23 protein-coding genes are annotated in these 26621 nt (G+C 40.8%); 3 read left to right on the top strand and 20 right to left on the bottom strand.

What is annotated here, in order from left to right:
• Positions 1 to 304 precede the first annotated feature (304 nt).
• The 5 genes from asnS to HT696_RS07620 form a co-directional block, all read right to left on the bottom strand.
• Positions 305 to 1651, bottom strand: coding sequence for an asparagine--tRNA ligase (asnS, locus tag HT696_RS07640; RefSeq protein ID WP_161683683.1), 1347 nt, complete (start codon positions 1649 to 1651; stop codon positions 305 to 307).
• Positions 1652 to 1666: 15 nt separating this feature from the next.
• Entirely contained in the window at positions 1667 to 2032 is a 366-nt protein-coding gene (locus HT696_RS07635) for a VOC family protein (protein WP_050242033.1), read from the bottom strand.
• A complete protein-coding gene (locus HT696_RS07630; RefSeq protein ID WP_173283506.1) occupies positions 2025 to 3212 on the bottom strand; it encodes a pyridoxal phosphate-dependent aminotransferase in 1188 nt (395 codons plus the stop codon). Before HT696_RS07630 ends, HT696_RS07635 begins: the two co-directional genes overlap by 8 nt.
• On the bottom strand, positions 3209 to 3697 hold the full coding sequence (locus HT696_RS07625; protein ID WP_049512551.1) for a DUF5590 domain-containing protein: 489 nt from the start codon (positions 3695 to 3697) through the stop codon (positions 3209 to 3211). The genes HT696_RS07630 and HT696_RS07625 overlap by 4 nt, the downstream gene beginning before the upstream one ends.
• 292 nt (positions 3698 to 3989) lie before the next feature.
• Positions 3990 to 5201 (bottom strand): MFS transporter, encoded by a 1212-nt coding sequence (locus tag HT696_RS07620; protein WP_173283505.1) that lies wholly within the window; start codon positions 5199 to 5201, stop codon positions 3990 to 3992.
• Between the two features lie 428 nt (positions 5202 to 5629).
• On the opposite strand from HT696_RS07620, the gene HT696_RS07615 reads away from it, so the two are divergent.
• Complete coding sequence (locus HT696_RS07615; protein ID WP_173283504.1) at positions 5630 to 6178, top strand: NADPH-dependent FMN reductase; 549 nt, start codon at positions 5630 to 5632, stop codon at positions 6176 to 6178.
• A gap of 126 nt (positions 6179 to 6304) precedes the next feature.
• Here HT696_RS07615 and yaaA read toward each other — a convergent pair whose 3' ends face one another.
• The 7 genes from yaaA to HT696_RS10770 form a co-directional block, all read right to left on the bottom strand.
• Complete coding sequence (yaaA, locus tag HT696_RS07610; protein ID WP_173283218.1) at positions 6305 to 7033, bottom strand: peroxide stress protein YaaA; 729 nt, start codon at positions 7031 to 7033, stop codon at positions 6305 to 6307.
• Positions 7034 to 7111: 78 nt separating this feature from the next.
• Positions 7112 to 7276 carry a YczI family protein gene (locus tag HT696_RS07605; protein ID WP_049511965.1) on the bottom strand — a complete coding sequence of 55 codons (165 nt, stop codon included), beginning with the start codon at positions 7274 to 7276 and terminating at the stop codon, positions 7112 to 7114.
• Between the two features lie 65 nt (positions 7277 to 7341).
• On the bottom strand, positions 7342 to 8937 hold the full coding sequence (locus HT696_RS07600; RefSeq protein WP_173283220.1) for a hypothetical protein: 1596 nt from the start codon (positions 8935 to 8937) through the stop codon (positions 7342 to 7344).
• A gap of 11 nt (positions 8938 to 8948) precedes the next feature.
• Positions 8949 to 9359 (bottom strand): peptide deformylase, encoded by a 411-nt coding sequence (locus HT696_RS07595; protein ID WP_173283222.1) that lies wholly within the window; start codon positions 9357 to 9359, stop codon positions 8949 to 8951.
• A 113-nt stretch (positions 9360 to 9472) separates the two neighbouring features.
• On the bottom strand, positions 9473 to 12169 hold the full coding sequence (locus tag HT696_RS07590) for a cation-translocating P-type ATPase (protein WP_173283503.1): 2697 nt from the start codon (positions 12167 to 12169) through the stop codon (positions 9473 to 9475).
• A 238-nt stretch (positions 12170 to 12407) separates the two neighbouring features.
• Positions 12408 to 13379: a glycosyltransferase family 2 protein gene (locus tag HT696_RS07585; RefSeq protein ID WP_173283502.1), complete on the bottom strand. Its 972-nt coding sequence runs from the start codon at positions 13377 to 13379 to the stop codon at positions 12408 to 12410.
• A gap of 1 nt (position 13380) precedes the next feature.
• Positions 13381 to 14814 carry a hypothetical protein gene (locus HT696_RS10770; RefSeq protein ID WP_240149615.1) on the bottom strand — a complete coding sequence of 478 codons (1434 nt, stop codon included), beginning with the start codon at positions 14812 to 14814 and terminating at the stop codon, positions 13381 to 13383.
• A 160-nt stretch (positions 14815 to 14974) separates the two neighbouring features.
• Between HT696_RS10770 and mntE the strand changes: the two genes are divergently transcribed.
• Entirely contained in the window at positions 14975 to 16159 is a 1185-nt protein-coding gene (mntE, locus tag HT696_RS07575; RefSeq protein ID WP_173283501.1) for a CDF family manganese efflux transporter MntE, read from the top strand.
• A 37-nt stretch (positions 16160 to 16196) separates the two neighbouring features.
• Here mntE and HT696_RS07570 read toward each other — a convergent pair whose 3' ends face one another.
• The 8 genes from HT696_RS07570 to cdaA all read right to left on the bottom strand — a co-directional run bounded on the left by HT696_RS07570 (position 16197) and on the right by cdaA (position 24603).
• Entirely contained in the window at positions 16197 to 18068 is a 1872-nt protein-coding gene (locus tag HT696_RS07570) for an ABC-F family ATP-binding cassette domain-containing protein (RefSeq protein ID WP_173283500.1), read from the bottom strand.
• Positions 18065 to 19264, bottom strand: coding sequence for a CCA tRNA nucleotidyltransferase (locus HT696_RS07565; protein WP_345789492.1), 1200 nt, complete (start codon positions 19262 to 19264; stop codon positions 18065 to 18067). The genes HT696_RS07570 and HT696_RS07565 overlap by 4 nt, the downstream gene beginning before the upstream one ends.
• The gene (gene dapB, locus HT696_RS07560; protein ID WP_173262096.1) at positions 19261 to 20028 is read right to left on the bottom strand and encodes a 4-hydroxy-tetrahydrodipicolinate reductase; all 768 of its coding nucleotides are present in this window, start codon (positions 20026 to 20028) and stop codon (positions 19261 to 19263) included. The genes HT696_RS07565 and dapB overlap by 4 nt, the downstream gene beginning before the upstream one ends.
• 276 nt (positions 20029 to 20304) lie before the next feature.
• Positions 20305 to 21153 carry a DegV family protein gene (locus HT696_RS07555; protein WP_173253274.1) on the bottom strand — a complete coding sequence of 283 codons (849 nt, stop codon included), beginning with the start codon at positions 21151 to 21153 and terminating at the stop codon, positions 20305 to 20307.
• 1 nt (position 21154) lies between these two features.
• Positions 21155 to 21529 carry a DUF1149 family protein gene (locus HT696_RS07550; protein ID WP_001050087.1) on the bottom strand — a complete coding sequence of 125 codons (375 nt, stop codon included), beginning with the start codon at positions 21527 to 21529 and terminating at the stop codon, positions 21155 to 21157.
• 73 nt (positions 21530 to 21602) lie between these two features.
• Positions 21603 to 22955, bottom strand: coding sequence for a phosphoglucosamine mutase (gene glmM / locus HT696_RS07545; protein WP_173283227.1), 1353 nt, complete (start codon positions 22953 to 22955; stop codon positions 21603 to 21605).
• Positions 22956 to 22979: 24 nt separating this feature from the next.
• The gene (locus tag HT696_RS07540) at positions 22980 to 23759 is read right to left on the bottom strand and encodes a CdaR family protein (protein WP_049511944.1); all 780 of its coding nucleotides are present in this window, start codon (positions 23757 to 23759) and stop codon (positions 22980 to 22982) included.
• On the bottom strand, positions 23746 to 24603 hold the full coding sequence (cdaA, locus tag HT696_RS07535; RefSeq protein WP_050089436.1) for a diadenylate cyclase CdaA: 858 nt from the start codon (positions 24601 to 24603) through the stop codon (positions 23746 to 23748). Before cdaA ends, HT696_RS07540 begins: the two co-directional genes overlap by 14 nt.
• Before the next feature lie 242 nt (positions 24604 to 24845).
• Here cdaA and HT696_RS07530 point away from each other — a divergent pair, with 242 nt between their 5' ends.
• Positions 24846 to 25814 carry an NAD(P)/FAD-dependent oxidoreductase gene (locus tag HT696_RS07530; protein ID WP_173282951.1) on the top strand — a complete coding sequence of 323 codons (969 nt, stop codon included), beginning with the start codon at positions 24846 to 24848 and terminating at the stop codon, positions 25812 to 25814.
• The last annotated feature ends 807 nt before the right edge of the window (positions 25815 to 26621 follow it).

The raw sequence follows: 26621 nt of genomic DNA, 5'->3' as shown, positions 1-26621 counted from the left end.
TTAGTTTGGGAATTTACCTAAAATTTTCTTCTTATACTCAATGAAAATCAAAGAGCAAACTAGGAAGCTAGCCGCAAGATGTACTTGAGTACGGTAAGGCGACGCTGACGTGGTTTGAAGAGATTTTCGAAGAGTATTATTTGTTAAAACCTTCAGAAGATTAGCTATGACTCGAACTCTAAGAGCACTAAAGGCTGGGCAAAAACCCGCTTTTGTCTTATTTCAATCCACTATACCTAATAATATTTCCTTTCGCTTCCAGAGATTTCTATGAAAAAAACGCCACATGGGCGTTTTCCTGTTCTTATGGTTTGATACGGTGCAACATACGTGGGAATGGAATAGCTTCACGGATATGTTTTGTTCCTGCTGCGAAGGTTACCATACGTTCGATACCGATACCAAATCCACCGTGTGGTACAGTACCGTATTTACGAAGGTCAAGGTAGAATTCGTACTCTGTACGATCCATACCAAGTTCATCCATCTTAGCGACAAGGGCATCGTAGTCTTCCTCACGCATAGACCCACCGATGATTTCTCCATAGCCTTCTGGAGCAAGCAAGTCTGCACAGAGCACGCGCTCTGGATTTCCAGGAACTGGTTTCATGTAGAAGGCCTTGATGGCTGCTGGATAGTTCATGACAAATGTTGGCACACCAAAGTGGTTTGAAATCCAAGTTTCGTGTGGTGAACCGAAGTCATCACCATGCTCAAGATGTTCGTAGTCAGCGTCTTCATCATTTTCATGCTCTTGCAAGAGGTCAATGGCTTGATCATAAGTGATGCGTTTGAATGGCTCTGCAATGTAGCGTTTCAAGAGTTCTGTATCACGTTCCAAGGTTTCCAAGGCTTGAGGCGCACGATCAAGAACACCTTGAAGAAGAGCTTTTACATAAGCTTCTTGCAAGTCAAGCGACTCATCATGTGTCAAGTAGGAGTACTCTGCGTCCATCATCCAGAACTCAGTCAAGTGACGACGTGTTTTTGATTTTTCAGCACGGAAAACTGGACCAAAGTCAAAGACACGGCCAAGGGCCATAGCTCCTGCTTCCAAGTAAAGCTGACCTGATTGGCTCAAGTAAGCTGGCGTTCCGAAGTAGTCAGTTTCAAAGAGTTCTGTTGAATCTTCTGCCGCATTTCCTGAAAGGATTGGGCTATCAAACTTCATGAAGCCATTCTTGTCAAAGAACTCATAAGTTGCATAGATAATAGCGTTACGGATTTGCATCACCGCTACTTGCTTACGAGAGCGTAGCCACAAGTGACGGTTGTCCATCAAGAAGTCTGTTCCGTGTTCTTTTGGTGTGATTGGGTAGTCTTGAGATTCACCGATCACTTCGATGTCTGTAATGTCCAACTCATAACCAAATTTAGAACGTTCATCTTCTTTGACAATTCCTGTCACATAGACAGACGTTTCTTGGCTCAAGCGTTTGATAACATCAAACTTCTCAAGTCCCACTTCTTCACCAAATTTTTCTACAAAGTTTGGTTTAAAAGCTACACCTTGGAAGAAGGCTGTTCCGTCACGCAATTGCAAAAAAGCGATTTTTCCTTTTCCTGATTTGTTGGCAACCCAAGCACCAATCGTCACTTCTTGACCAACATAGTCTTTTACATCGATAATCGTTACACGTTTTGTCATTATTTTTCCTTTTCTTTTTTATTCTTTATGGCAAACTACTTCTATACTGTTCCCATCTGGGTCAATCATAAAAGCAGCATAGTAAATCGGATGCTCACTGCGATAACCAGGAGCTCCATTGTCTCGCCCACCTGCCTCTAAGCCAGCCTCATAACAAGCTTGAACCTCTTCCTTATTTTCTGCTAAAAAAGCAAAGTGAATAGGATCTTGTGTCCCCTGAGCCAGCCAAAAATCACCACCAGGATGAGGGCTGTTTGGGGCAAGAAAACTGATTAGAGAACTAGTCTTAAAAGCCAATTTATAGCCCAAAGGAGCGAGAAAACTCCTATAAAATCCTTCTGAAATTTGTAAATCCTTTACCTTAATTTCAAAATGATCAATCATTCTCACTACCCATAAATGCTTTCAAGCGTTTAACTGCTTCTTTAAGCGTGTCTAGGTCTGTCGCATAGCTGAGGCGGACATTTTCTGGCGCTCCAAATCCTGCTCCTGTAATCAAGGCCAGACCAACTTCTTCAAGAATAGCCGTTGTAAATGCTGTTACATCGCTATAACCTTTCATCTCCATGGCTTTTTTAACATTTGGAAAGAGATAGAAGGCTCCTTGTGGCTTAACGACTTCAAAACCAGGGACTTCACATAATAGCGGATAAATGGTATTGAGACGCTCCTCAAAAGCCTGACGCATGATCTCAACAGAATCCTGTGGTCCTGTTAAGGCTTCGATGGTTGCATATTGTGAAACAGCAGTTAGGTTAGAAGTTGTTTGACCTGTCAATTTGCTCATAGCAGCAATGATTTCTGGATCACCTACCGCATAACCAACTCGCCAACCCGTCATGGCATATGCCTTAGATACACCGTTGATAACAATGGTTTGCTTACGAATTGCTTCTGATAGACTTGAGATTGGAACAAATTCATTTCCATTATAAACAAGGCGACCGTATATATCATCAGCTAAAATCAGAATGTCATGCTCAACTGCCCAATTTCCGATAGCTAGTAATTCTTCACGAGTATAGATCATACCTGTCGGATTGGATGGCGAATTCAGCACCAAAACCTTGGTCTTGTCAGTACGAGCTGCTTCCAACTGCTCTACGGTCACCTTAAAGTGATTGTCTTCCTTAGCAGGAACAAAGACGGGAACGCCTTCTGCCATCTTGACCTGGTCTCCATAGCTAACCCAGTAGGGGGTTGGGATGATGACTTCATCACCTGGATTGACCACAGCCATAAAGAACGTATAGAGGGAAAACTTGGCACCTGTAGCAAAGGTAACCTCATTACTTGCGACAGAATAGCCATAGTAACGCTCGAAGTAGGTATTGACTGCTGCTTTTAACTCAGGCAAACCTGAAGCTACCGTATAGAAAGAAGCACGTCCATCTCGAATGGCTGCAACAGCTGCATCTTGAATATTTTTGGGAGTATGGAAATCGGGCTGACCTAAAGTTAAGAAAAGTACATCTTTTCCTTCAGCCTTTAACTTCTTTGCTCTTGCATCACTAGCCAGAGTCACACTTTCTTCCATTTCTAAAACACGATTGGATAGTTTCATAGGCCCTCCTTATTGACCAATGCTCCTGTTTCAAAATCTACTAGATAAAAATCAGATCCTGACTTGACTTCCCAGATTGGTTTGTCTTGATAACGGCCAAAGGTAATTTTGTCAATCTCGCCAGCTCCTTTTTCCTTAGAAACGGCTTCCGCTTTTTCTTGTGAAACACCTTGATTTAGCTGATAAACGTAAATCTTATGGTCATCTTTTCCAATCAGGACAGCAAGTGCTTCTTGTTTTTTATTACGACCAAGAACGCTATAATAGGATTCCAAGCCATTGTATAAGTCAACCTGATCAGCCTGCTCTAATCCTGCATACTGCTGAGCTAATTTTTCTCCTTCACTTTTAGCTGTTTGATAAGGTTTCATACTCAGAAACACTAGATACAGAAAGGAAGCACTGATAACCACAAACAAAATCGTCATCCCTAGACCATACTGCCACAGTAGATTATTTTTTGCTTTGTTTTGTCTTTTTTTCACTCGTCTATTTTACCATCTATTAAGCTTTATTACAAGTGAATGCAAGAATACTCTTCGAAAATCAAATTCAAACCACGTCAGCGTCGCCTTACCGTACTCAAGTACAGCTTACGGCTAGCTTCCTAGTTTGCTCTTTGATTTTCATTGAGTATAAGCAACCAATTCTATTTCTTCCTTCAAAGCAAACTGATTTTTCTTAGTTAAAATCGAGTAAGAAAAGTAAAGACAGCTCCAAAATCAACCTATTAAAAAACCTGAGCTTGGCACTCAAGTTTTCAGAAATTATTTTAATCTAGGAAATAATTTTTTCATCCATTCTTTTAGCCAATTTTCTTTTAGCCAATTTTCCTAAAAAGATAGCCAGTAGAAGACTAATCATGACTAAAAAGAATCCTAGATAAAGAAATGTTACTACAAAGCCTAAATGGTCAATCAACCACCCTGTCAGTGGGAAGAAGACAATCATACTAAGGCTAAACATCATAGAGTAAACACTCAGCATGGTTGCCCTTACTTCACTTGGGAGCCGCTCTTGCAAATCATTGTCAAAAATAGGCTGAAAAAGAGCATATAGAGCATTACTAATCAAATAGACCAAAATATAGATTAGAGGTGTTCCAAAGTAGGACAGCAGGTAGGTAACTCCAGTCAGCAGGACGAGAACAGGGAAAAGCTTCAAAGCAGCATAGTTCTTTCCAATCCTACTCGCTAGATAGACTGCGACGATATTCAAGAGACTACCAAGTAGCATAACTGCTGAAATTTGCCAACCACTTAAATTCGGTAACTGATTTTGATAGTAAAAGTAAAACATGCACATGAGTACTCCGACAATCTGAGATAAAATCATCCAGTTGAACAGCATGGGATTTCGCTTCAACTCATCCTTAACAGTCCAAATAATCTGTTTCATGGTCACACTATCAGCTTTTTCTAGCTTGACACTAGGTTCTTTCAGCATCCAAATCAGGAAAAGAACCATGATAGAAGTCGCAATCATGATATAGTAGGTCAGGTGCAATTGACCATGGACAAAAAATCCCGCCAACACTGTCCCCAAAGACCGAGTTCCTTCTGACACTCCTGATAGAAAACTTGAAATGGATAGATAACGCTCCTTTAGTCCAGCCTCTACAGCCGAGTCATAGACCATTGCTGCGCTTGTTCCCGAATCAAAATTATAAGACAAGGCACTCACCGCCATTGCTAGTGCATAAATCCAAAAATTTCCCTGCCCAGCCAACATGAGAATAGAAGACACAATCCCTGCTATACGACTTAAATAAAGGTTGGTCTTATAGGAATAGCGGTCAGCTAACATTCCAGATGGAATTTCACAGAGAAGACTGGTCGTATGAAAAATACTTTCCAGAAGTCCAATCTGCCAAAGAGACATTCCGTTTTGACTGAGAAAGAGAATCCAAAAACTGGTAATCCCTAAAAATGCAAAAAACTCAACTCCGGCCATCAGGCCAATATTTTTCCGATAATTTCTTATTAACATCTTTTCTCCTTTAACAAGTGTATTATTATTTCTTTTGTCCGTCACTTGTTAATCTGTGCTTTACATGATCTCCACCCCTTTTTAGAAGCATCTTCAATGCCATTATTGTTCCTTTAATGATTTATGAAATGATACCGGAAAATAGCTGTTCTGCGGTTTCTATTGCGAGTTTTCTTGTTTATTTTAGCACTTATGTCATCATATTACAAGAGAATATAGGAACAATCGCACTTTATTTCTTCCTTCAAAGCAAACCAGAATCCAAAAAACAGTTCTTACTTTTCCAGTGGCAACTGACTAGAGCTTCTGTAATTTTATAATTTTCAAATAAACTCTGAGCAGATTTCTTGCAAGTCCTTTTGTTTTGTTGTAATATATTTCATAACAACGAGAGATTTCTCGGAAATTTAAAAAAAAGGAGACACATCATGTCTAAAAAAGTATTATTTATCGTCGGATCACTACGTCAAGGTTCTTTCAACCACCAAATGGCGCTCGAAGCTGAGAAAGCACTTGCTGGTAAAGCGGAAGTTAGCTACCTTGATTATTCAGCTGTTCCTCTCTTCAGCCAAGATTTGGAAGTTCCAACACATCCAGCTGTAGCGACTGCTCGTGAAGCGGTTCTCGCTGCGGATGCCATCTGGATCTTCTCTCCAGTCTACAACTTCTCTATCCCTGGAACAGTGAAGAACTTGCTTGACTGGCTATCTCGTGCCCTTGACTTGTCTGATACACGCGGCGCTTCTGCCCTTCAAGACAAGTTTGTTACCGTATCATCTGTAGCCAATGCAGGTCACGATCAACTCTTCGCTATCTACAAGGACCTCTTGCCATTTATCCGTACACAAATCGTTGGCGATTTCACCGCTGCACGTGTTAATGACTCTGCTTGGGCAGACGGAAAATTGGTTCTCGAAGAATCAGTCCTAAATTCACTTGAAAAACAAGCGGAAGACTTGGTTAATGCTATCAAGTAACTAATATAATAAAAGCGAACAAGACTACTTTTCTGACACTCAGAATACTAGCTTGTTCGCTTTTTTTCTCATTTATAAACTAAAATAGCTGATGATACATATTGCCAAATACAAAATATCTGATTTCTATACTTCCTTTACAAAAACCAATTCCTGTGGCTGTGACAAATCTTCTCGGTAGTTAAATTCTGCAAAACTTAATCGACGAGCTTCATCGACCGTCTGTACTTGATTTTCTATCAGGGCTGTCAGGAAGGCACCACGGGCTTTCTTAGAAATAGTTGAGTGAATTTTCAGCTGACCACCTCTATCCTCCATGAATTTGAAAGTCACCATTTTTTCTCTAATTTCCTTAGAAAATACAGTTTCAAATTCTGATGACAAGAGAGAGAAAATCATTTCTTCCTGCTTCACAGCTTCATCATAGGCTGCCTTCCAATGGCTCTTCAAAGTCTTACCAGCGACTTTCAACTTCATCAAAAAGTCCAAACGGTGAGGTGCCATAGGTGACAAGGCTGGAATAACACCGTACAAAGCCGAGGTAATGAAGACATGATTTTCAAGATAGGCTTGTTCTGCCTCGGTTAACTTATCTCGCTTGATATGGCGATACATCAGCCCATCAAAAAGTTTCAAGGCTGGATAGTGTTGAGCAGTTTGCCTTTTCAAAGCTTGGATATTTTGAAATTCTTCCGCAGACTTCTCGGCTGATACCTTGTAAAAACTCTCCAATTGACTAGCAGAATAGAGGGCCAAGGCATCCAGCACAGCCTGACTTTCTGGTTTTAAAGGAGCGGCTTCAATACTTGGCAAGTCTGTGTTCATTTCTTTTGCTGTTGGGATTAAAATTTTCATATTGATAGTGTAGCATATTTTTTAGCCACAACCAAGAAATTCATCTGAAAAACCTCGGTTTGACCGAGGTTTCTCTATTTATTTTGGCCATCCTAACCAGACAGCCACGAGAACAAGGGCTAGCCCAGCTAAGCTTGTTAAGATAGATAAGAATTTATCTTTTTTCTCCTTGAACTGAGAAAAACCTATCTTCAAAGCAAGCAGTCCGAGTAGCATTGAAGCAAGCATCAAATAAAAACCCATTTCTTTGTCCTCCATTAGGCTTAATTTACCTTATTATAACATATATTTTTTAAATAAAGCTATTTTTACTGTACTTTAAAGATCTTGAGATAATTGTCTTTTCCTACTTGACCTTCGAAGGTTTTACCATTTTCAAGGTAAGGAAGGTCATCGGATACTGAAGCCTTGACCTTGTATATCTTGCCATCAACTTTAAAGAAGTAGACAGTGTCTCCCTTGATAACAGCTGATTTGAGGTCTGCTACTACTCCCTTGATGCTTTCTGTCGTTGCATTGTCAATTTCAAGGTCGTTTTTATTGGCATACTTGCTGAGCATCTCTTCCACTGTAGTGGCTACGATGACATTCTGGTACTCGACTGCGTCTACCAGAGCATACTCTTTGACCAAGCCAGCATTGTCCTTCAAGCCCATGATATAGAGAGGCTTATCATTGAGGTTGATGAGGATTGGGAAGGTTGCCTTGTAGGATTTCTCCTGAACAGCACCTTCGGCTGATTCACGGGCTGATTCTTCGGTCGCAGAAGCCAAGCTATACTTAGTGATTTCTCCTGTTCGCATATTCTCAAGGATGAAACCAAGATTACTTTCATCTGCATTGGCCGACGTCACGCCTGTGTAGAGGTAGATGTCATTACCGATAGACAAATAATTATAACCCTTGGTGGTCTGGGTCACGTTTTTCTTGGAAATCATGGCATTCCAGAAACCATCCTTGTACTTGCCGTTGTAGTTGATTTGCTCAATGGTTTCCTCAGCTGGATAGACCCTGTCCACCCATTCTGGAACATCTGATAAGCTGTATTCCTTGGTCTCTCCATTTGTGGCGTCCAAGATAATGACTGAAACAGGACGGGGAACCGCAAGTCCAAATTGCTTTTGGTAAACCGTTGCTACATAGAAAGGGTTGCCCTCATCGTCTACCTCGAAAGATGGAGTCTTGAAGATTTTAGTTGGGTACTTCAAGCGCAGATGACGTTTGACATCGCGGTTAAAATACTCTGAATCTGAATACTTGATTGGTGTCTTCAAGTCCACCAAGTTGGCATTTCCAGTTACCATGTCCACCTTGATATACTCACCGATTCCCTTGGCTTGATTGTTAAACCATTTGATAGGGTCTGCGTATTCTAAGGGTGTAACCCGATAAGGCTTCCCATCAATTGTCAATTGAGTATAGGTATCTGCCGCTACGTACTGCGACACCTTATCCGTTAGGGAACCCAAGTAGCGGTCCCCAATTTTTTCAGCAGTACTTCTATCTAAAATAGGAACCTTACTGGTGTCAGTCTTAGGAAATTCAGTAAAGTCTTTTTCCGTCACCGTGACTACATTGGCATAATTTTTAGCCTGAAAAATGCTAGAAGTCACCAAGGAAACCAAACCTGCCAAGAGAAGAATCCCTCCAATGGAAGCTAAAAGGATTTTCCCTAACCGATTGATTTTGAAACCCTCAAGATTTAAGGAAGCTTCCGCCTTACCGTGGCGCACATGAACCGTTTTGACAAGGTTTATCCCCTTGCCAAAGCCAAATAAGATTGCTACAAGCAGCAAATGCCCACAGAGGAAAAAAAGAAATTCCCAGCTGGTCAGGTTAAGGGGCGGTAAAAAGATATACCAGGTCGTTGCGATAAAAATAAGTTCAAAGATTATCCGTTTCATTTGCTTTCCTCCTAAATGATTCGTCCTTCCAAGTGATCCAGTTCATGCTGGCATATCTGAGCTGGGAAGCCTGTCAAGGTAATGGTCTGTTCCTGACACTTGCTGTCACGATAGGAAACCCTTATAGTTTCATAACGTTTAGTTGGTCTCACACCTGTCAAGGACAAACAGCCTTCTTCTGTCTGATAAGGTCCTTCATAGGACAGGAGCACTGGGTTAAACATGACCACAGGAACTAAGCCAAGATTAAAGATAATCACGCGCTTCTGCACCCCAATCATATTGGCAGCCAGACCGACACAAGTCTCACGATTCGCTAAAAGTGTATCCTGCAAATCTCTGGCAAGATACAGATCATCCTGACTTGCCGGCTGAGATACCTGAGATAAAAACAAAATATCCTTCACAATTTTCTTTTCCACTTCCTCACACTCCTCTTGATGTTTACTATATTATAGCAATTATAGCACAAAAGCCGATAACTGCAAGCCCTTTCCCTCAACTGTAGCAAAAAGCCATCCGAAGATGACTTTTTTTAAATCGCATTCTTATCAAAACCAAGTTTGCGTTGAATAAACTTAACGATTTCGACGATGATAATCATTGAGAAGCTTCCGCCCATAACGATTCCCCATTGTGACAAGTCTAGTTTAGTTACATGGAAGATTCCTTCAAGCGGTTCTACAACAATTGTTGCCATGAGAAGGATGAAGGATACCAAGATAGACCAGTTGAAGGTCTTAGACTTGAATGGGCCAACTGTCAAGATGGATTGATAAACAGATTTCACATTGTAGGCATGGAAGAGCTGAATCAAACCAAGTGTTGCAAAGGCCATAGTAAGGGCATCTGCGTGAATGGCATGATTGTCACCCACGTGAACTGGGTAAGCAATCGCAAGTCCATAAACACTCATAACAATAGCTGCTTGAAGTACACCTTGATAGATGATAGAACTCAAAACACCACCTGAGAAGAAGCTTGCCTTGCGTCCACGTGGTTTATGGTTCATGACACCAGGCTCAGCTGGCTCAACACCAAGAGCGATAGCTGGGAAGGTATCTGTTACCAAGTTGATCCACAAAAGATGAACTGGCTGCAAAACATCCCAACCAAACAAGGTTGATAGGAAGATGGTTAATACTTCAGCAGTATTGGCAGAAAGTAGGTACTGAATAGTCTTTTGAATGTTTGAGAAGACCTTACGTCCTTCTTCCACTGCAACGATGATAGTCGCAAAGTTATCATCTGCAAGAATCATGTCAGAAGCTCCCTTAGAGACCTCTGTACCAGTGATTCCCATACCGATACCGATATCGGCTGTTTTCAGAGCTGGCGCATCATTGACACCATCACCTGTCATGGCAACAACTTTACCTTGTTTTTGCCAAGCCTTGACAATACGAACCTTATGTTCTGGAGACACACGGGCATAAACAGAGTATTGACCAACTACTTTTTCAAAGTCTTCATCTGACAGTTCGTTGAGTTCAGCACCAGTTAAAACGTGGCCTTCTGTATCATTTGCATCAATGATTCCCAAACGTTTGGCAATAGCTTCTGCAGTGTCTTGATGGTCACCCGTAATCATGATTGGACGAATTCCCGCTTCCTTAGCCACACGAACAGCCTCAGCAGCTTCAGGACGTTCAGGATCAATCATCCCAATCAAACCAGTAAAGATTAAATCATTTTCAAGCTCTTCAGAAGTCAGGTCTTCTGGAATGCTGTCAATAATCTTATAAGCACCTGCAAGGACACGCAAGGCTTGGTGAGCCATTTCAGAGTTGTTTGTGTGAATGAGGTTTGTAACCTTCTCATCAATCGGAGCAATATCCCCAGCCTTATCACGAAGAACACAACGTTTCAAGAGTTGGTCTGGCGCACCTTTAACAGCTACGAGGAAGCGTCCATCTGCAAGTGGATGAACTGTTGACATGAGCTTACGTTCAGAGTCAAATGGCAACTCAGCCACACGAGGATATTTCTCTAAAAATCCTTTAACATCGTAGCCCTTGTCCAAGGCATATTGGATAAAGGCTGTTTCGGTTGGGTCACCAATCAGGTTGCCTTCCACATCGATTTTAGTATCATTTGCCAAGACAACTGAACGAAGTAGGGGCATTTCAAGACCTAGTTCAATATCATCAGCTGAGTCATGTAGGACTGCATCGTAGAAGACTTTTTCGACTGTCATCTTGTTCATAGTCAGCGTACCAGTCTTGTCAGAAGCGATGATTTCTGTTGAACCAAGTGTTTCTACTGCTGGCAACTTACGAACGATTGAGTTTCGTTTGGCCAAAACTTGAGTACCGAGGGCAAGAACGATGGTTACGATAGCTGGGAGCCCTTCTGGAATGGCTGCAACAGCAAGCGCAACAGAGGTCATCAACTCACCAAGTGGATTTTTCCCTTGAATGAAGACTCCAACTACAAACGTAACAAGGGCAATGACCAAGATAGCATAGGTCAAGACCTTAGAAAGGTTGTTCAAGTTTTGTTTGAGTGGTGTATCCGTCTCATCCGCATCTTGAAGCATGCCAGCGATATGACCAACTTCCGTGTACATCCCTGTATTGACAACAACACCAAGACCACGACCATAAGTCACATTTGAGTTTTGAAAGGCCATGTTCACACGATCACCGATACCAGCATCTGCAGCAAGTTCAACTGTCAAGTCTTTTTCGACTGGCACAGACTCACCTGTCAAAGCAGCTTCTTCGATTTTAAGAGAGTTGGCTTCTAGCAAACGTAAGTCTGCTGGTACAACATCACCTGCTTCCAGGGCAACGATATCACCTGGTACCAATTCTTTAGAGTCAATCTCCGCCATATGCCCATCACGAAGAACGCGGGCAGCTGGACTTGACATGGATTTGAGGGCTTCGATGGCTTCTTCTGCTTTTCCTTCTTGGTAAACACCAAAGGCAGCGTTGATGATAACCACGGCTAGGATAATGATAGCATCTGCGATATCTTCCCCACCAGAAGTCACGACTGACAAGATTGCTGCCGCAACTAGGATAATAATCATTAAATCCTTAAATTGCTCGATGAATTTGACCAGGATTGATCGTTTCTCGCCTTCTTCGAGTTCATTGTGGCCAAATTCGGCAAGGCGCTTTTCCGCCTCACTTGATGACAAACCTTGCTCGGTCGCATCCACAGCCTGCAAGACCTCTTCAGGACTCTGAGTGTAAAACGCTTGGCGTTTTTGTTCTTTTGACATGTGTCTCCTCCTTGACATTGTGTGCAAAACAGACTCTCTTTTCCCTCATCGTATCTTTTTACGACAAACAAAAAGAGACCTGTTAATCATAACAAGTCTCGCTGTTTAAGATAGTGCCGGAAAGCATACTTTTCAGTATAAAATTCGGAATGACGACACTATCACAGGTTTCTGCCAGCTACTCCCTTGAGTAATTCTATTATACCAAATTTTGAAAAGTTTTCAAAGAGTAAAGATTCTATAAAATTCTATCCTTATCAAAAGTACGTTCACTGATGATATATCTCGGACGACGTTTCGTTTCTAGGTAAATCTTTCCAATATACTCACCAATTACTCCCAAACTAATCAATTGTACTCCACCAAGTAAACTAACTATTGCATAGGTGCTTGCCCAGCCTGCCACAACCGTACCAGCAAACTTACTCAATATAACCCAAATAATCAATAGAAAACTAAAGAGTGACGTCAAAACACCAAGACTTGTAATCAAACGAATCGGTTTGATTGATAAACTGGTAATACCATCCATAGCCAAACCAAGCATTTTTGACAGTGGATAATGGCTCTCACCAGCAATTCGTTCATGGCGTTTATATGAAACATAAGAATATTTAAAGCCCACTAAGGGCATTAAACCACGAAGAAAAAGATTAACTTCTTGGAACCTCTCTAACTCCTGCAAAAATCTTTTTGATACCAATCTATAGTCTGCATGATTAAAAACAACTTCTGCCCCAAATAGGCGCAGCACTTTATAAAAACCTTCGGCTGTAATTCGTTTAAAAGCAGAGTCCGTATCACGATTATCACGTACACCATAGACAATTTCAGAACCACTTTTGTATTCTTCAACCATTTTGTCCATACAATTTATATCATCTTGCCCATCAGCATCGATGGTAATAACAATATCAGCAAACTGAATAGCTTCATACATCCCTGCAAGGACACTACTTTGATGCCCCCTATTACGACTTTGTGACACGCCAACTACAGAAGGGATGGTTTTAGCATAACTTTCTATCAGTTTCCAAGTCTGATCCTTACTACCATCATTTACATACATGATTTTACTAAGAGGATGAATTTCTTCTTTCTGTACTAATTGTTCAATTTTTTCAAGAAACATTGGATTAGTATGTGGTAAGACTTGCTCTTCGTTATAACACGGGATAACTATATATAAAATTGGCTTTTTCCTGCTCATGCTATTCTCCTCCTTTTCTATAAATCATAGCTGTATCAATCTGTTTTTCTAAGTGATAATTTACTTTAATATAATCCTTAATAAAAGAGTCAGTCCTCTTACCATAATCCCATTCAGTATCAAATACAATATAGATAGGAGGATTTTCTTGTATAGATTTTTTAAACTCATCAATAATAACTCGATCATCTGTCACAGCTGGGATGAAGAAAAATTTTGTACTAGCTAGCCGTTCACTATACAAATAAATTGTTCCATTTTGACGGTGTGTATAAATTCGGTCATCCATCGACGTATTTTTCTCTATATAGCTAGCAACGCGTTGCTGTTTCTCAGATCTATTCAGATATCTTGTATTCATACTTTTCATGATGGATTTTACATCATTCTGGTATACAATAATAAATCCTAAGAATAAGACAAAAAATACTTGAAAAGACATTTTCTTGGATATGCTATGAAATAAATAGGAAATATATGGAATCAAAATCGGGAGCATTACTAAAATGTAATGACCATAGCTTCTTTTTGAGATAAGAGCCAGAAGTAAACAAACAATAAAAACAAAATGATAGAAGATTGATTTTATTCCAAATTTCTTCCACAGTGGTATCAAGGAAAATAACATCAATAAATTAAGACTTAAGAGATTTGTTTGAGAAATGTACCATCTGATAATCTCATACATCGAAACGTTATTAGACTCTGTAGTATAAATAAAATTAATTCCAATCGACTGGTATACCATTTCAATAAAGATGCCCTTTGATAACAGATATAAGCACAAAGGGATAGTTGGTATTAATATTCCAACGAAAAATAATCCTATCAAAGAAAACAAGTCCCTGTATGCTTTCTTAAGTATGAAATCAATCAATACATAAATACAAAATACAAGCCAAATCCCTATCATATTTGCTTTCGTAAAAAATACAATAGAGAAAAATGCACCTGATGCTATGATATCATTTTTGCTGAAATCATTTTGTATAAACAGTTTTAAAAAAATGTATAATGAATAAGCCAAAAAAGGTAAAATAAAACCTTCTAAACTCCAACCGCCATCAAAAAAATACTCATAAATTATAAAGATAATTGCTAAAGTTAAAATTGTTTGCTTATTTCCAGTAAATAACCTTGAAATCTTATAGCTAGCTATAAAGAATAGAAATGTGCAAAATAGGTATAAAAATTTAATTCCTAACGCACCACCAATAAGATATCCTAGGTAATTCAGTAAAAAAACGACTGGCCCCTTATGATCAAATAGGTTTGCATACATCAATTCTCCTCGATTCATTGCATACCCAAAATATTCAAAAATACTAGCATCTGAAAACGGTATCCCTTGTTTGACATTTGTTACCATCGAGAACCAGACTAAAACAGTAAAGAGCAAAGAAATACTCATCGCTAAAATACTCATTTTTTTCAATTTTATTCACCTCAACTTTTCACTTTATCAGTCTATCATATTTCCTAAAAAAAAAAAGTATTTTCTGCTTTGTGTTTTCTTAGTTTTATCCGTCCTATTTGAATTTTCCCTTGAAAACCAGTATAATGGTAGAATGCTATATGACTAGAAAGGAAGTTGAATGAAGCAATCTATCTCAAATCTCAAGTTAGCTGAGCGCGGGGCCATTATCAGTATTTCAACCTATTTGATCTTGTCTTCAGCCAAATTAGCAACTGGTCATCTTCTTCATTCATCCAGTTTGGTAGCCGATGGTTTCAACAACGTATCAGATATTATCGGAAATGTTGCCCTCTTGATTGGGATTCGAATGGCACGCCAACCTGCTGACCGAGACCACCGTTTTGGCCACTGGAAGATTGAGGATTTGGCTAGCTTAATCACTTCCATCATCATGTTCTATGTTGGCTTTGATGTTCTAAGGGATACCATTCAAAAGATTCTCAGTCGGGAAGAAACGGTCATTGATCCTCTTGGTGCAACTCTAGGAATCATTTCTGCAGCGATTATGTTTGTGGTGTATCTCTACAACACTCGCCTCAGTAAGAAATCCAACTCCAAGGCACTAAAGGCTGCCGCCAAGGACAATCTTTCTGATGCTGTTACCTCACTTGGTACGACTATTGCCATCCTAGCTAGCAGTTTCAATTATCCGATTGTAGATAAACTGGTTGCTATCATCATCACTTTCTTTATCTTGAAGACCGCCTATGATATCTTTATCGAGTCTTCCTTTAGTCTTTCAGATGGCTTTGACGATCGTCTGCTTGAGGACTATCAAAAGGCCATTATGGAAATTCCCAAGATCAGCAAGGTTAAGTCGCAAAGAGGTCGCACCTACGGTAGCAACATTTACCTTGATATTACGCTAGAAATGAATCCTGACTTATCTGTTTTTGAGAGTCATGAAATCGCGGATCAGGTCGAGTCTATGCTGGAGGAGCGTTTTGGCGTCTTTGACACCGATGTCCATATCGAGCCAGCACCTATCCCTGAGGATGAAATTTTAGACAATGTCTATAAAAAATTGCTTATGCGTGAACAATTGATTGATCAAGGAAATCAACTGGAAGAACTCTTGGCTGACGATTTTGTCTATATTCGTCAGGATGGAGAGCAGATGGATAAAGAGGCTTATAAAGCCGAAAAAGACTTGAATGCTGCTATCAAGGACATCCAAATCACTTCCATCAGTCAGAAAACAAAACTCATCTGCTATGAGTTAGATGGTATCGTTCATACCAGTATCTGGCGACGCCACGAAACTTGGCAAAATATCTTTCATCAAGAAACCAAAAAAGAATAGAGAAATCCCGTCCATGAGACGGGATTTTTCTATTCTTCTAGCTATCAAATTCACTTAGATACTCATAGCGTTCGTATTTTTCAAGGAGTGCTTCGTTTTTCTCATCCAGTTCTTTTTGGAGAGTAGCCAGTTTGCCAAAGTCGGAACCATTGGCCTGCATTTCCTCTTCAATAGCAGCAATACGATTTTCCAAGTTTTCAATATCGTCTTCAATGCTTGCCCGCTCCTGCTTTTCTTGGTAGGTCATGCGTTTCTTCTCTTCTCGAACCTTGACCACTTTTTCCTTTTCAGCTTTTTGCACTTGATTGGCCATCTCTGTTTCAAAGGATTTTTCATCAAGATAGTCGGTGTAATGACCAAAGAAAGGACGAATCTTGCCATCTTCAAAAGCGAGAATCTTGTTCGCTACCTTATCCAAGAAATAGCGGTCATGGCTAACTGTCAAGACAGGACCTGCAAAGCCTTGTAAGAAATTCTCCAAAACTGTCAAGGTTGCAATGTCTAGGTCATTTGTCGGTTCATCCAAGAGAAGAACATTTGGTTTTTCCAAGAGCAGTTTGAGGAGATAAAGACGTTTTTTCTCGCCACCTGACAATTTCTCAATCAAGGTTCCATGCGTCGAACGTGGGAAAAGGAACTGCTCCAGCAACTCTGCAATCGAAGTCGTAGAACCACCGCTGGTCTTGACCTCTTCTGCCACTTCCTGCAGGTAATTGATAACTCGCTTGCTTTCATCCAAGCCCTCAATTTGCTGAGAGAAATAGGCAATGCGAACTGTTTCCCCAATCACAACTTGACCTGCTGTCGGCTCAAGACTGCCTGCAATCAGGTTGAGCAGGGTTGATTTTCCAACACCGTTATCCCCAACGATTCCGATGCGGTCTTTGGCCTGAACTAAGAGATTAAAATCTTGCAAAATAGGCTTGTTTTCATAGGCAAAGGAAACATCCTGAAACTCGATGACTTTCTTCCCAATCCGACTGGTTTCAAAGTTCATGGTCAAATCTGTTTCAGCAACGCCACCTGAAACTTCTTTCTTCAAATCGTAGAAACGATTGATACGAGCCTGCTGCTTGGTTGCACGCGCCTGCGGTTGTCTGCGCATCCAGGCCAATTCTTGCTTATAAAGTTGCTCTTTTTTGTGAAGAAGAGCCGCGTCGCGCTCGTCCTGTTCCGCCTTAAGGCGAACATAATCCTGATAATTACCCTGATACTCCGTCAATCCTGCTCGGTCCAACTCGAAAATACGTGTTGATAAAGCGTCTAGGAAATAACGATCATGGGTAATAAAAAGGACGGTCTTCTTGGAATTTTTCAAAAAGAGGGTCAGCCACTCAATAGTCGCAATATCCAGATGGTTGGTCGGCTCATCTAAAAGCAAAAGGTCGTGATTACCAAGTAAAACTTGCGCCAACTGGACCCGTCTTCTTAGACCACCTGACAATTCTCCAACTGGAGTAGATAAGTTCTGAATACCCAGCTTGCTAAGGACAGTCTTGACCTGACTCTCAATTTCCCAAGCTTGGAGAGAGTCCATTTCTGCCATGACCCGTTCCAAACGCGCCTGCTTGTCCTCACTATAGTTGAGCATGAGGAGTTCATACTCACGAATAAGCTGGATTTCCTTTAGGTCGCTGGAGAGGACCGTATCCAAAACTGTCTTGTTATCATCAAAATCAGGATCTTGAGTCAAGTAACCAATCTGGTAGTCATTCTTAGCTGAAAAGGGACTGACATCCCCATCAAAGCCAGAAACACCAGAAAGAACATCTAAAAGGGTGGTCTTGCCAGTCCCATTGACACCGATTAGACCAATTCTATCCAAGTCATGGATGATAAAGGAAATATCCTTAAAAACGGTCTTATCACCGACGGATTTACTTAGTTTTTCAACGATAAAATCACTCATTTTTTCTCCCTCAGGTAAGCATGGATGGCTTGACGGTCATTTTCCAATTCTCCATCGACAATGGCATATTCAATCTCTGTTAAAATCTCTCCCAAGTCTGGGCCCGGCTGATAGCCATATTCCTTGATCAAAATACCACCGTTGATTTGGATTTCTTTCTTGTCATGAATGGTCAAACTCTGATAGATTTCTGTGATGGCTTGTGGGTTAACTTCTTTTCCTTGAGCCTGACGAAGATTTTCAGCCTGTAAAAGCAAATCCAAGTCAAAGCGATAACAATCTCGCTTGCTCAATTCTCCCTTTTCACGCAATGCAAAAATAGTCAGCAAATCCTGAACGTGCTTGGCAAACTGGCGTGAGGTCTTCCAAGCCTTCAAAAATGGCTGCGCATTTTCAATCTCCAAAGCCCACAGTAGAGCTGCCCAGGCTTGTTCAGAGGATTCAAAAGTAAAATCAGTCTCCAAATCAAACAGTCTGTTAAGCTTGTCCTGACTAGCTGCCATATCAGGGAGATAATCATAAGCTTGACTCTCAATCATGGAAGTCAAGCCCCTTCTCCAAAATGGAGCCAGCAAGAGTTTATCAAACTCAACAAAAGTACGCTCTACAGAAATTTTCTCCAAAAGGGGCGTCAAAGTCTTCATAGCTTTAAATGTTTCTGACTCAAGCTCAAAGCCAAGACTAGCCTGAAAACGGAAACCACGCATAATCCGCAAAGCATCTTCGTTGAAACGCTCACTAGCCACTCCAACTGCTCGCAAGACTTGATTTTCCAAATCTGCTAAACCATGGAACAAGTCAATGATTTCCCCTGTCTCGTCCAAGGCAAAGGCATTGACTGTGAAATCGCGGCGCTTGAGGTCTTCTTCTAGCGAACGCACAAAGGAAACCGCACTGGGTCTGCGATAGTCTACATAAACATCCTCTGTCCGAAAGGTGGTTACCTCGTACTCCTCATCCCCATCTAAGACCAAGACGGTTCCATGCTCGATTCCGATATCGGCTGTTCGCGGAAAAATCTGCTTGGTCTCCTCTGGATAGGAAGCCGTCGCAATATCCACATCATGGATAGGGCGATTGAGAAGGGCATCTCGAACAGAACCTCCAACAAAATAGGCCTCAAAACCTGCTTCTTTAATTTTTTCTAATACTGGTAAAGCCTTCTGAAATTCAGAAGGCATTTGCGTTAATCTCATAATAAGTGTTCTAATCCATAGACAAGCTCATGACGCTTGACAACTTCTTTAATTCCCAAATTCACCCCTGTCATGAAGGAGCTGCGATCATAGGAGTCATGACGGAGCGTCAATCCTTCTCCCTGATTGCCAAAGATGACTTCCTGATGGGCTACCAAGCCTGGTAAACGAACTGAGTGAATCCGCATGCCATCAAAGTCAGCACCACGGGCACCTGCAATCAATTCTTCCTCATCAGGCGCACCTTGCTGAATAGACTCTCGAACTTCTGCCATTAACTCAGCCGTTTTAATAGCTGTTCCACTCGGAGCATCCTTTTTCTTGTCATGATGGAGCTCGATAATCTCCACATTGGGGAAATATTTAGCAGCCTGCCTTGCAAATTGCACAAGCAAGACAGCACCCAAGGCAAAATTTGGAGCGATCAAGCCACCCAAATCTTGGGCACGAGAAAATACTTTTAGCTCTGTAATTTCTTCACTCGTGAAACCAGTCGTTCCAACTACTGGAGCAAAGCCATTTTCAAGAGCAAAGCGTGTATTTTCATAGGCAACAGCTGGAGTTGTAAAATCTACCCAAACATCCGCTTCAAAGCCTGCTAAATCAGCCTTATCCTTGAAAACAGGAATTCCCTGCCATTCTGACTCAGACTCAAAAGGATCCAAAACTGCTACCAAGTCCAAGTCTGGATCAGCCAAGACCATCTGACAAGCAGCTTGACCCATCTTTCCCTTAAAACCAGCAATAATTACTCGAATACTCATCTCTACTCCTGTCTAAGATACAAGGCCTGTAAGAACACAAAGTGAAAATAGGAATTCTGATCAAGAAGTGTCTACTCCTTGGAAGAACTATCTTTTTCACACAGGATCCCAGGCGTGTTCAATTATCAAGATACAAAGGACCTTAGCTGCCCATGAAAAATAGGGAATGACGCTGACTTGCCACGAAAGGCAAGACAGGCATCTTTTTTCAAGAGGCAGGTAGTCCGTGTTCAATTGCTAAGATACAAGGCATCTTGACTAGTCTAAAAGTGCCAACTAAATCACTGGAATATAACCTAGAGCAATACTTCCTGCTCCTAGGTGGGTTCCAATGACACTACCAAATGTAGCTAGTGAAATATCCGTACCCACTCCAGATTCAATCAAGTGGTGACGCAATTCTTCAGCCTTTTCAGGAGCATTCCCATGAATGACAATGACCCGATATTGGCCTGAAGCCGTTGTTTCCTTGATGATTTCAATCAAGCGCTTGGTTGCTTTCTTTTCCGTACGAACTTTTTCGTAAACTTCAATCACACCTTGATCGTTAAAATAAAGGATTGGCTTAATGCTAAGCAAATTGCCCAAAATGGCAGCCCCATTTGAAAGGCGCCCACCTTTTACCAAATGATCCAGGTCATCTACCATGATAAAAGCTGACGTACGGCTGATTTGAATAGCTAGCTTATCCTGAATGATAGCAAAATCATCGCCCTGATCTCGCCAGTTAAAGACGCTTTCAACCATGATGCCTAGGGGAGCGCTTGTAATCAAAGTGTCTGGGAAAGCAATGGTTAAACCTTCATAGTCATCCACCATATACTGAATATTTTGGTAAAAACCTGAAATTCCAGAAGATAGGAACAGTCCCAAGGCATGTGTATAACCTTGTTCTTTGAGCGAAGTTAAGATCTCATCTAACTTGGCAATACTTGGTTGACTGGTCTTAGGCAATTCAGAAGCCTGAGCCATTTTTTGGTAAAATTCCTCAGCAGTCAGATTGATGCCTTCGACATACTCCTCACCATCAATATTGACAGGAATATCCAAGACAAATAAATCTTCTCTTTGCAAGGTCTCTGCACTGAGATAGGCAGAAGAATCTGTGATAACAGCTAGTTTCATATTAGAACTCCAAATTGATTCCTGGTAAGTCTAATGCAATTTCAGTTACTTCGTAAGTCAAACGGTTGAGCATATTCAAACATGGACGAGCCAAAGTTTCCACTTCTTCTTGGCTCAATTCACTTGGTTCATTAACAATACGGCCATCGATGTGGTTTACCTGTGAAATGGTTCCACTGATGACAAACTTATCAAATACAATCATAAAGGTCAAGATGACAATCAAGGAAGTCACTTGATTTTCTTGATCATGTTGGAGCAATTGGAAGTTCACATCCACCTTAGTTTCAGGAGCTCCATTTTCATTTTCCCATTCAAAATTACGCGCATCAAAATGATACTGACTAACAAATTCTTGTTCACGTTTAAGATTCATGTCTTTCTCCCTTGGCTACAATATTATAAGCTATTGTACCATAATTTTTTATTTTCATCTAGTTTTCTAGGATTTAGTCAATCCCGATTTCAGATCGAACTACATCTGCGATAGTATCAACATAGTAGTCCACTTCTTCTGTTGTAGGCGCTTCTGCCATAACACGCAAGAGAGGCTCTGTTCCACTTGGACGAACAAGGATACGGCCATTCCCTGCCATTTCAGCTTCCATCTTCTCGATAATTGCCTTGATAGCTGGCACTTCTATAGCCCTTTCCTTCATGACATTTTCCACTCGGATATTGACTAATTTTTGTGGATAGATGGTTACTTCTGCTGCCAACTCTGACAAGCTCTTACCAGTTTCCTTCATGATTTTTGTCAATTGGACAGCAGATAATTGACCATCACCTGTTGTATTGTAATCCATCAAGATGACGTGACCAGACTGTTCACCACCGAGGTTGTAGCCTGATTTTCTCATTTCTTCAACAACGTAGCGGTCGCCAACTGCAGTAACTGCCTTGTTAATACCTTCACGGTCCAAGGCCTTGTGGAAACCAAGGTTGGACATCACAGTCGTCACAATTGTATTTTGGGCCAATTGTCCTTTTTCAGAAAGGTATTTCCCGATAATGTACATGATTTTGTCACCATCAACGATCTCGCCATTTTCATCAACCGCAATCAAACGGTCACTGTCTCCGTCAAAGGCTAAACCGATAGCTGACCCACTTTCTTTGACCACTTCTTGAAGGGCTTCTGGGTGCGTAGAACCAACATTAAGGTTGATGTTAAGCCCATCTGGCGTTTCTCCGATAACCGTCAACTGAGCACCGAGATCAGCGAAAATTTGACGGGCACTTGTAGACGCTGCACCATTGGCTGTGTCCAAGGCAACTTTCATTCCTTCAAGTGGGGTTCCAGTTGAAACAAGGTATCCTTCATACTTACGCAATCCTTCTGGATAATCTACCAAGGTTCCCAAGCCTTCTGCACTTGGACGAGGAAGAGTATCTTCCGCAGCATCTAGCAAGGCTTCAATTTCTGCTTCTTTTTCGTCATCTAGTTTGAAACCATCACCACCAAAGAACTTAATTCCATTATCAAGGGCTGGATTGTGACTGGCAGAAATCATGACACCAGCACTTGCACCTTCAGTTTTAACCAAGTAAGCTACTGCTGGTGTTGCCAGAACACCTAGTTTATATACGTGAATACCAACTGAAAGAAGACCAGCCACCAAGGCAGATTCTAGCATTTCCCCTGAAATACGTGTGTCACGTCCCACAAAAACTTTCGGTGCTTCCGTTTCATGTTGACTGAGAACATAGCCTCCAAAACGTCCTAGCTTAAAAGCCAATTCCGGCGTTAATTCTACGTTAGCTTCTCCACGGACTCCATCAGTCCCGAAATATTTACCCATTTTTATAAAATCCTTTTTCTATTTTTAATTCGTTTTTGAACTAGTTGCTTTCGTTGACGAAGATGTCTCCGACGAACTGCTTGTGCTTGAATTAGATGTACTTGAACTCGTTGCCACAGGTTTTGTAGTCACCTTCATTATTGTATCAAACGGAGTGATAACTGCCGGTAAGACAACACCATTGCGGTCGATTGCCTGCAAAGGTACTGAACCACTGTAATTTCCTTTAATCCGTTCACTAGTTGGCAAGACAGCGATAATCTTATCAATTCTATCCAATGTCTCTTGGTCACTCGTAATCGACACTTCTTCATCTGACACCGTGACATTTTCAATCTGTACCCGACTATCAATTTGACTAGGGTCAATCTCTGGTACAACCTTTACCTTATCCCTCTGAGCCTTCTTACCAATCTTGACTGTAATTTTTTGCGGAGTCGCCACAGCGGTCAGCCCATTGGGTAAATCTTCAATACTCAAAGGAACTTCAATCGTTCCAACACTGGCATCTGTTAGGTCAGCAGTAACCTTGAATTTACGTGTGCTTTCTTGCATTTCACTAGCTAGCGATAGGCGATTTGCACCAGTCAAGACCACTGATACTTCTGAAGCAAAACCGCTAATAAAATACTCATCACTATTATAGCGTATGTCAATAGGGACGTTTGTTACTGTATTCGTATAGGTTTCCGTTTTTACCTGCCTAGCACTGGTACTGTTTTGAAAATTCGTCGCCGTAGCATAGACAAATAAGACACAAGCAAAAAAGAGTGAGGATATGATATATAAACTATTTTTTCTCATGTTTCCATCCTCCTAGCAATCGTTCTTTAAAACTAAGACCTGCTTCCTCTTTTGGAAGTAAGATTTCACGTAATTCTGTTTCAAATTCATCAAGTGTTAGGTTGTGCTTAAAGCTTCCATTATAGGTTATCGAAATTCCTCCCGTTTCCTCTGATACGACAAAAGTCAAGGCATCTGAGACTTCTGATAAACCGATAGCCGCCCGGTGTCTGGTCCCAAATTCCTTGGAAATTCCTGTACTTTCTGTTAAGGGCAGATAGGCAGACGTCACAGCGATACGTTCTTCTCTGATAATCACCGCACCATCATGTAGGGGAGTATTGGGAATAAAAATGTTAATGAGAAGTTCTGCAGAAATCTTAGCATCTAAAGGAATTCCTGTCGAAATATACTCCTGCAAGGTACGTACACGCTGAATAGCAACCAAGGCCCCGATTTTACGAGGACTCATGTATTCGACGGACTTAACAAAGGCACGAATCATCTGTTCCTCAGCACTAATAGGGGCATTGGAAAAGAAATCTGTCGCTCTTCCCAAACGTTCCAAACCAGTCCGAATCTCTGGAGAAAAGATAACAACCGCCGCAATAACCCCATAAGTAATAATTTGATTGATTAACCAAGAAATCGTAGTCAAGCCAATCATATTTGCAAGGATTTGAGCTAAAATAAACACCAAAACTCCACGTACCAAAATCATAATCTTGGTTCCTGCAATAGCTTTTGTAAAATGATATAAAATATAAGCAACAATCAAAATATCAATCAGATTGATAGCTATCGTCCATGGACTTGCAAACAAACTGGTCCAATATTGCAGATTGGATAATTGTTGAAAATTCATCCCTGATATCCTCCCTATCAAAACACTTTCGTCCTATTATACCATTTTCTGGCATTTTTTTCCCCTATCCTACTTCATTTTAAATTAAAGAAAAAATATGATAAAATAAACTGATACTCAATGAAAATCAAAGAGCAAACTAGGAAACTAGCCGCAGGCTGTACTTGAGTACGGCAAGGCGACGTTGACGCGGTTTGAAGAGATTTTCGAAGAGTATGACTAGAAAAAACAAAGGAGAAACCATGTCTCAACTCTATGATATTACCATTGTAGGTGGTGGTCCTGTCGGGCTTTTTGCAGCCTTTTATGCCCACCTACGTCAAGCCAAGGTTCAAATCATCGACTCTCTTCCCCAGCTAGGTGGACAACCTGCTATTCTCTATCCTGAAAAGGAAATCCTAGACGTCCCAGGGTTTCCAAACCTGACTGGAGAAGAGTTGACTAACCGTCTAATCGAGCAATTAAACGGCTTTGATACCCCTATTCATCTCAATGAAATGGTTCTTAAGATTGAAAAACAAGATCAAGATTTTGTCATTACAACTTCTAAAGGAAGTCACCTGTCTAAAACTGTTATCATCGCTATGGGTGGCGGTGCCTTCAAACCACGTCCACTGGAACTTGAAGGCGTTGAAGGCTATGAAAATATCTACTACCACGTCTCCAACATTCAGCAATATGCTGGTAAGAAAGTGACGATTCTTGGTGGGGGAGACTCAGCAGTGGATTGGGCTTTGGCTTTTGAAAAAATTGCGCCAACTACCCTTGTTCACCGCAGAGATAATTTTCGTGCCTTGGAACACAGTGTCCAAGCCTTGCAAGAATCATCTGTAACCATCAAGACACCATTCGTCCCTAGCCAACTCCTTGGAGATGGAAAAACGCTTGATAAACTTGAAATCACAAAAGTTAAATCTGATGAAACCGAAACGATTGACCTAGACCACCTTTTTATCAACTATGGTTTCAAATCTTCTGTCGGTAACCTCAAAAGCTGGGGGCTCGACCTCAACCGCCACAAGATTATCGTCAACAGCAAACAGGAATCCAGCCAAGCAGGTATCTATGCTATCGGTGACTGCTGCTACTATGACGGAAAAATTGACTTGATTGCGACAGGTCTCGGAGAAGCTCCAACTGCTGTCAATAATGCTATCAACTACATCGACCCTGAGCAAAAAGTACAACCAAAACACTCTACTAGTTTATAAAAAAGAACCACGAGTCACATAGGATTCGTGGTTTTAAAATGAACTACACCTCAAAAGTTAGACAGAAATACATCTAACTTCTGATATGCAGCCCACCTTCTCTTTGCTCTTGTTTGAATAAGAAATTTTTTGAAGAATCATTAGATTATACAAAGTATTCATATCAGCCTTTTAAAGCTATATAAAAACTCTCCAACTATTCTATTATACCATATAAAAAAATAAATAAATAGACTTGTTTTTTTCTTTTTTTGACGTATACTAATAATAGAAAGCGCTTTAAATAAAATAAAAGGAGGTTTTATGAGGAAAGTAAATAAGGACATTTTATTCTTAACTGGAATCATAGTTTTATGTTTTGGTTTTTTATTATTTCACATCAACCCCTATTATGCCGAACCCTATGCGACACTGAAAGAAAGAATAAATTTATTCTTTTGGCAACTATATTGGAGACCTGTAGGAACTCTCAGTATCTTTTCTGGTTTCATTATGACTTTCAAAGGATTGAAAAAATAATCTTTTGATCATGAACTTGGACTTATGCTCAGTGAAAATCAAAGATTGGACTAGGAGGCTAGTTATAGGTTGTTCAACGCACAGTTTTGATGCTTCAGATAAGGCGAAGTTAAGATACTTTAAGGAGAGTTTCGAAGAGTATTTGTTTAAATCACTGAATCTGCCACATCCTACTCCCCTACACTTATAGTTATATTAGACTAAAAGCATCTTACACAGTAAATGTTCGTAAACTAGAAGTTAGATACTTAGGCACCAACAAATGGGTTCCAGCTGGTGAAACCTCTA

Origin of the sequence: Streptococcus sp. 9903 (genome assembly GCF_013276625.1) — a bacterium.
In the GTDB taxonomy this organism is placed as follows: Bacteria; Bacillota; Bacilli; order Lactobacillales; family Streptococcaceae; genus Streptococcus.
The sequence above is the reverse complement of the archived record's forward strand: the minus strand, read 5'-3'. Positions and strand labels throughout refer to the sequence as shown.

What these genes read in the sequence shown, in the direction of transcription:
- HT696_RS07635 (WP_050242033.1), bottom strand. Translation starts at nt 2,032, where the DNA reads ATGATTGATCATTTTGAAATTAAGGTAAAGGATTTACAAATTTCAGAA.
- HT696_RS07630 (WP_173283506.1), bottom strand. Translation starts at nt 3,212, where the DNA reads ATGAAACTATCCAATCGTGTTTTAGAAATGGAAGAAAGTGTGACTCTG.
- HT696_RS07620 (WP_173283505.1), bottom strand. Translation starts at nt 5,201, where the DNA reads ATGTTAATAAGAAATTATCGGAAAAATATTGGCCTGATGGCCGGAGTT.
- HT696_RS07615 (WP_173283504.1), top strand. Translation starts at nt 5,630, where the DNA reads ATGTCTAAAAAAGTATTATTTATCGTCGGATCACTACGTCAAGGTTCT.
- yaaA (WP_173283218.1), bottom strand. Translation starts at nt 7,033, where the DNA reads ATGAAAATTTTAATCCCAACAGCAAAAGAAATGAACACAGACTTGCCA.
- HT696_RS07605 (WP_049511965.1), bottom strand. Translation starts at nt 7,276, where the DNA reads ATGGGTTTTTATTTGATGCTTGCTTCAATGCTACTCGGACTGCTTGCT.
- HT696_RS07600 (WP_173283220.1), bottom strand. Translation starts at nt 8,937, where the DNA reads ATGAAACGGATAATCTTTGAACTTATTTTTATCGCAACGACCTGGTAT.
- HT696_RS07590 (WP_173283503.1), bottom strand. Translation starts at nt 12,169, where the DNA reads ATGTCAAAAGAACAAAAACGCCAAGCGTTTTACACTCAGAGTCCTGAA.
- HT696_RS07585 (WP_173283502.1), bottom strand. Translation starts at nt 13,379, where the DNA reads ATGAGCAGGAAAAAGCCAATTTTATATATAGTTATCCCGTGTTATAAC.
- mntE (WP_173283501.1), top strand. Translation starts at nt 14,975, where the DNA reads ATGAAGCAATCTATCTCAAATCTCAAGTTAGCTGAGCGCGGGGCCATT.
- HT696_RS07570 (WP_173283500.1), bottom strand. Translation starts at nt 18,068, where the DNA reads ATGAGTGATTTTATCGTTGAAAAACTAAGTAAATCCGTCGGTGATAAG.
- HT696_RS07565 (WP_345789492.1), bottom strand. Translation starts at nt 19,264, where the DNA reads ATGAGATTAACGCAAATGCCTTCTGAATTTCAGAAGGCTTTACCAGTA.
- dapB (WP_173262096.1), bottom strand. Translation starts at nt 20,028, where the DNA reads ATGAGTATTCGAGTAATTATTGCTGGTTTTAAGGGAAAGATGGGTCAA.
- HT696_RS07555 (WP_173253274.1), bottom strand. Translation starts at nt 21,153, where the DNA reads ATGAAACTAGCTGTTATCACAGATTCTTCTGCCTATCTCAGTGCAGAG.
- HT696_RS07550 (WP_001050087.1), bottom strand. Translation starts at nt 21,529, where the DNA reads ATGAATCTTAAACGTGAACAAGAATTTGTTAGTCAGTATCATTTTGAT.
- glmM (WP_173283227.1), bottom strand. Translation starts at nt 22,955, where the DNA reads ATGGGTAAATATTTCGGGACTGATGGAGTCCGTGGAGAAGCTAACGTA.
- HT696_RS07540 (WP_049511944.1), bottom strand. Translation starts at nt 23,759, where the DNA reads ATGAGAAAAAATAGTTTATATATCATATCCTCACTCTTTTTTGCTTGT.
- cdaA (WP_050089436.1), bottom strand. Translation starts at nt 24,603, where the DNA reads ATGAATTTTCAACAATTATCCAATCTGCAATATTGGACCAGTTTGTTT.
- HT696_RS07530 (WP_173282951.1), top strand. Translation starts at nt 24,846, where the DNA reads ATGTCTCAACTCTATGATATTACCATTGTAGGTGGTGGTCCTGTCGGG.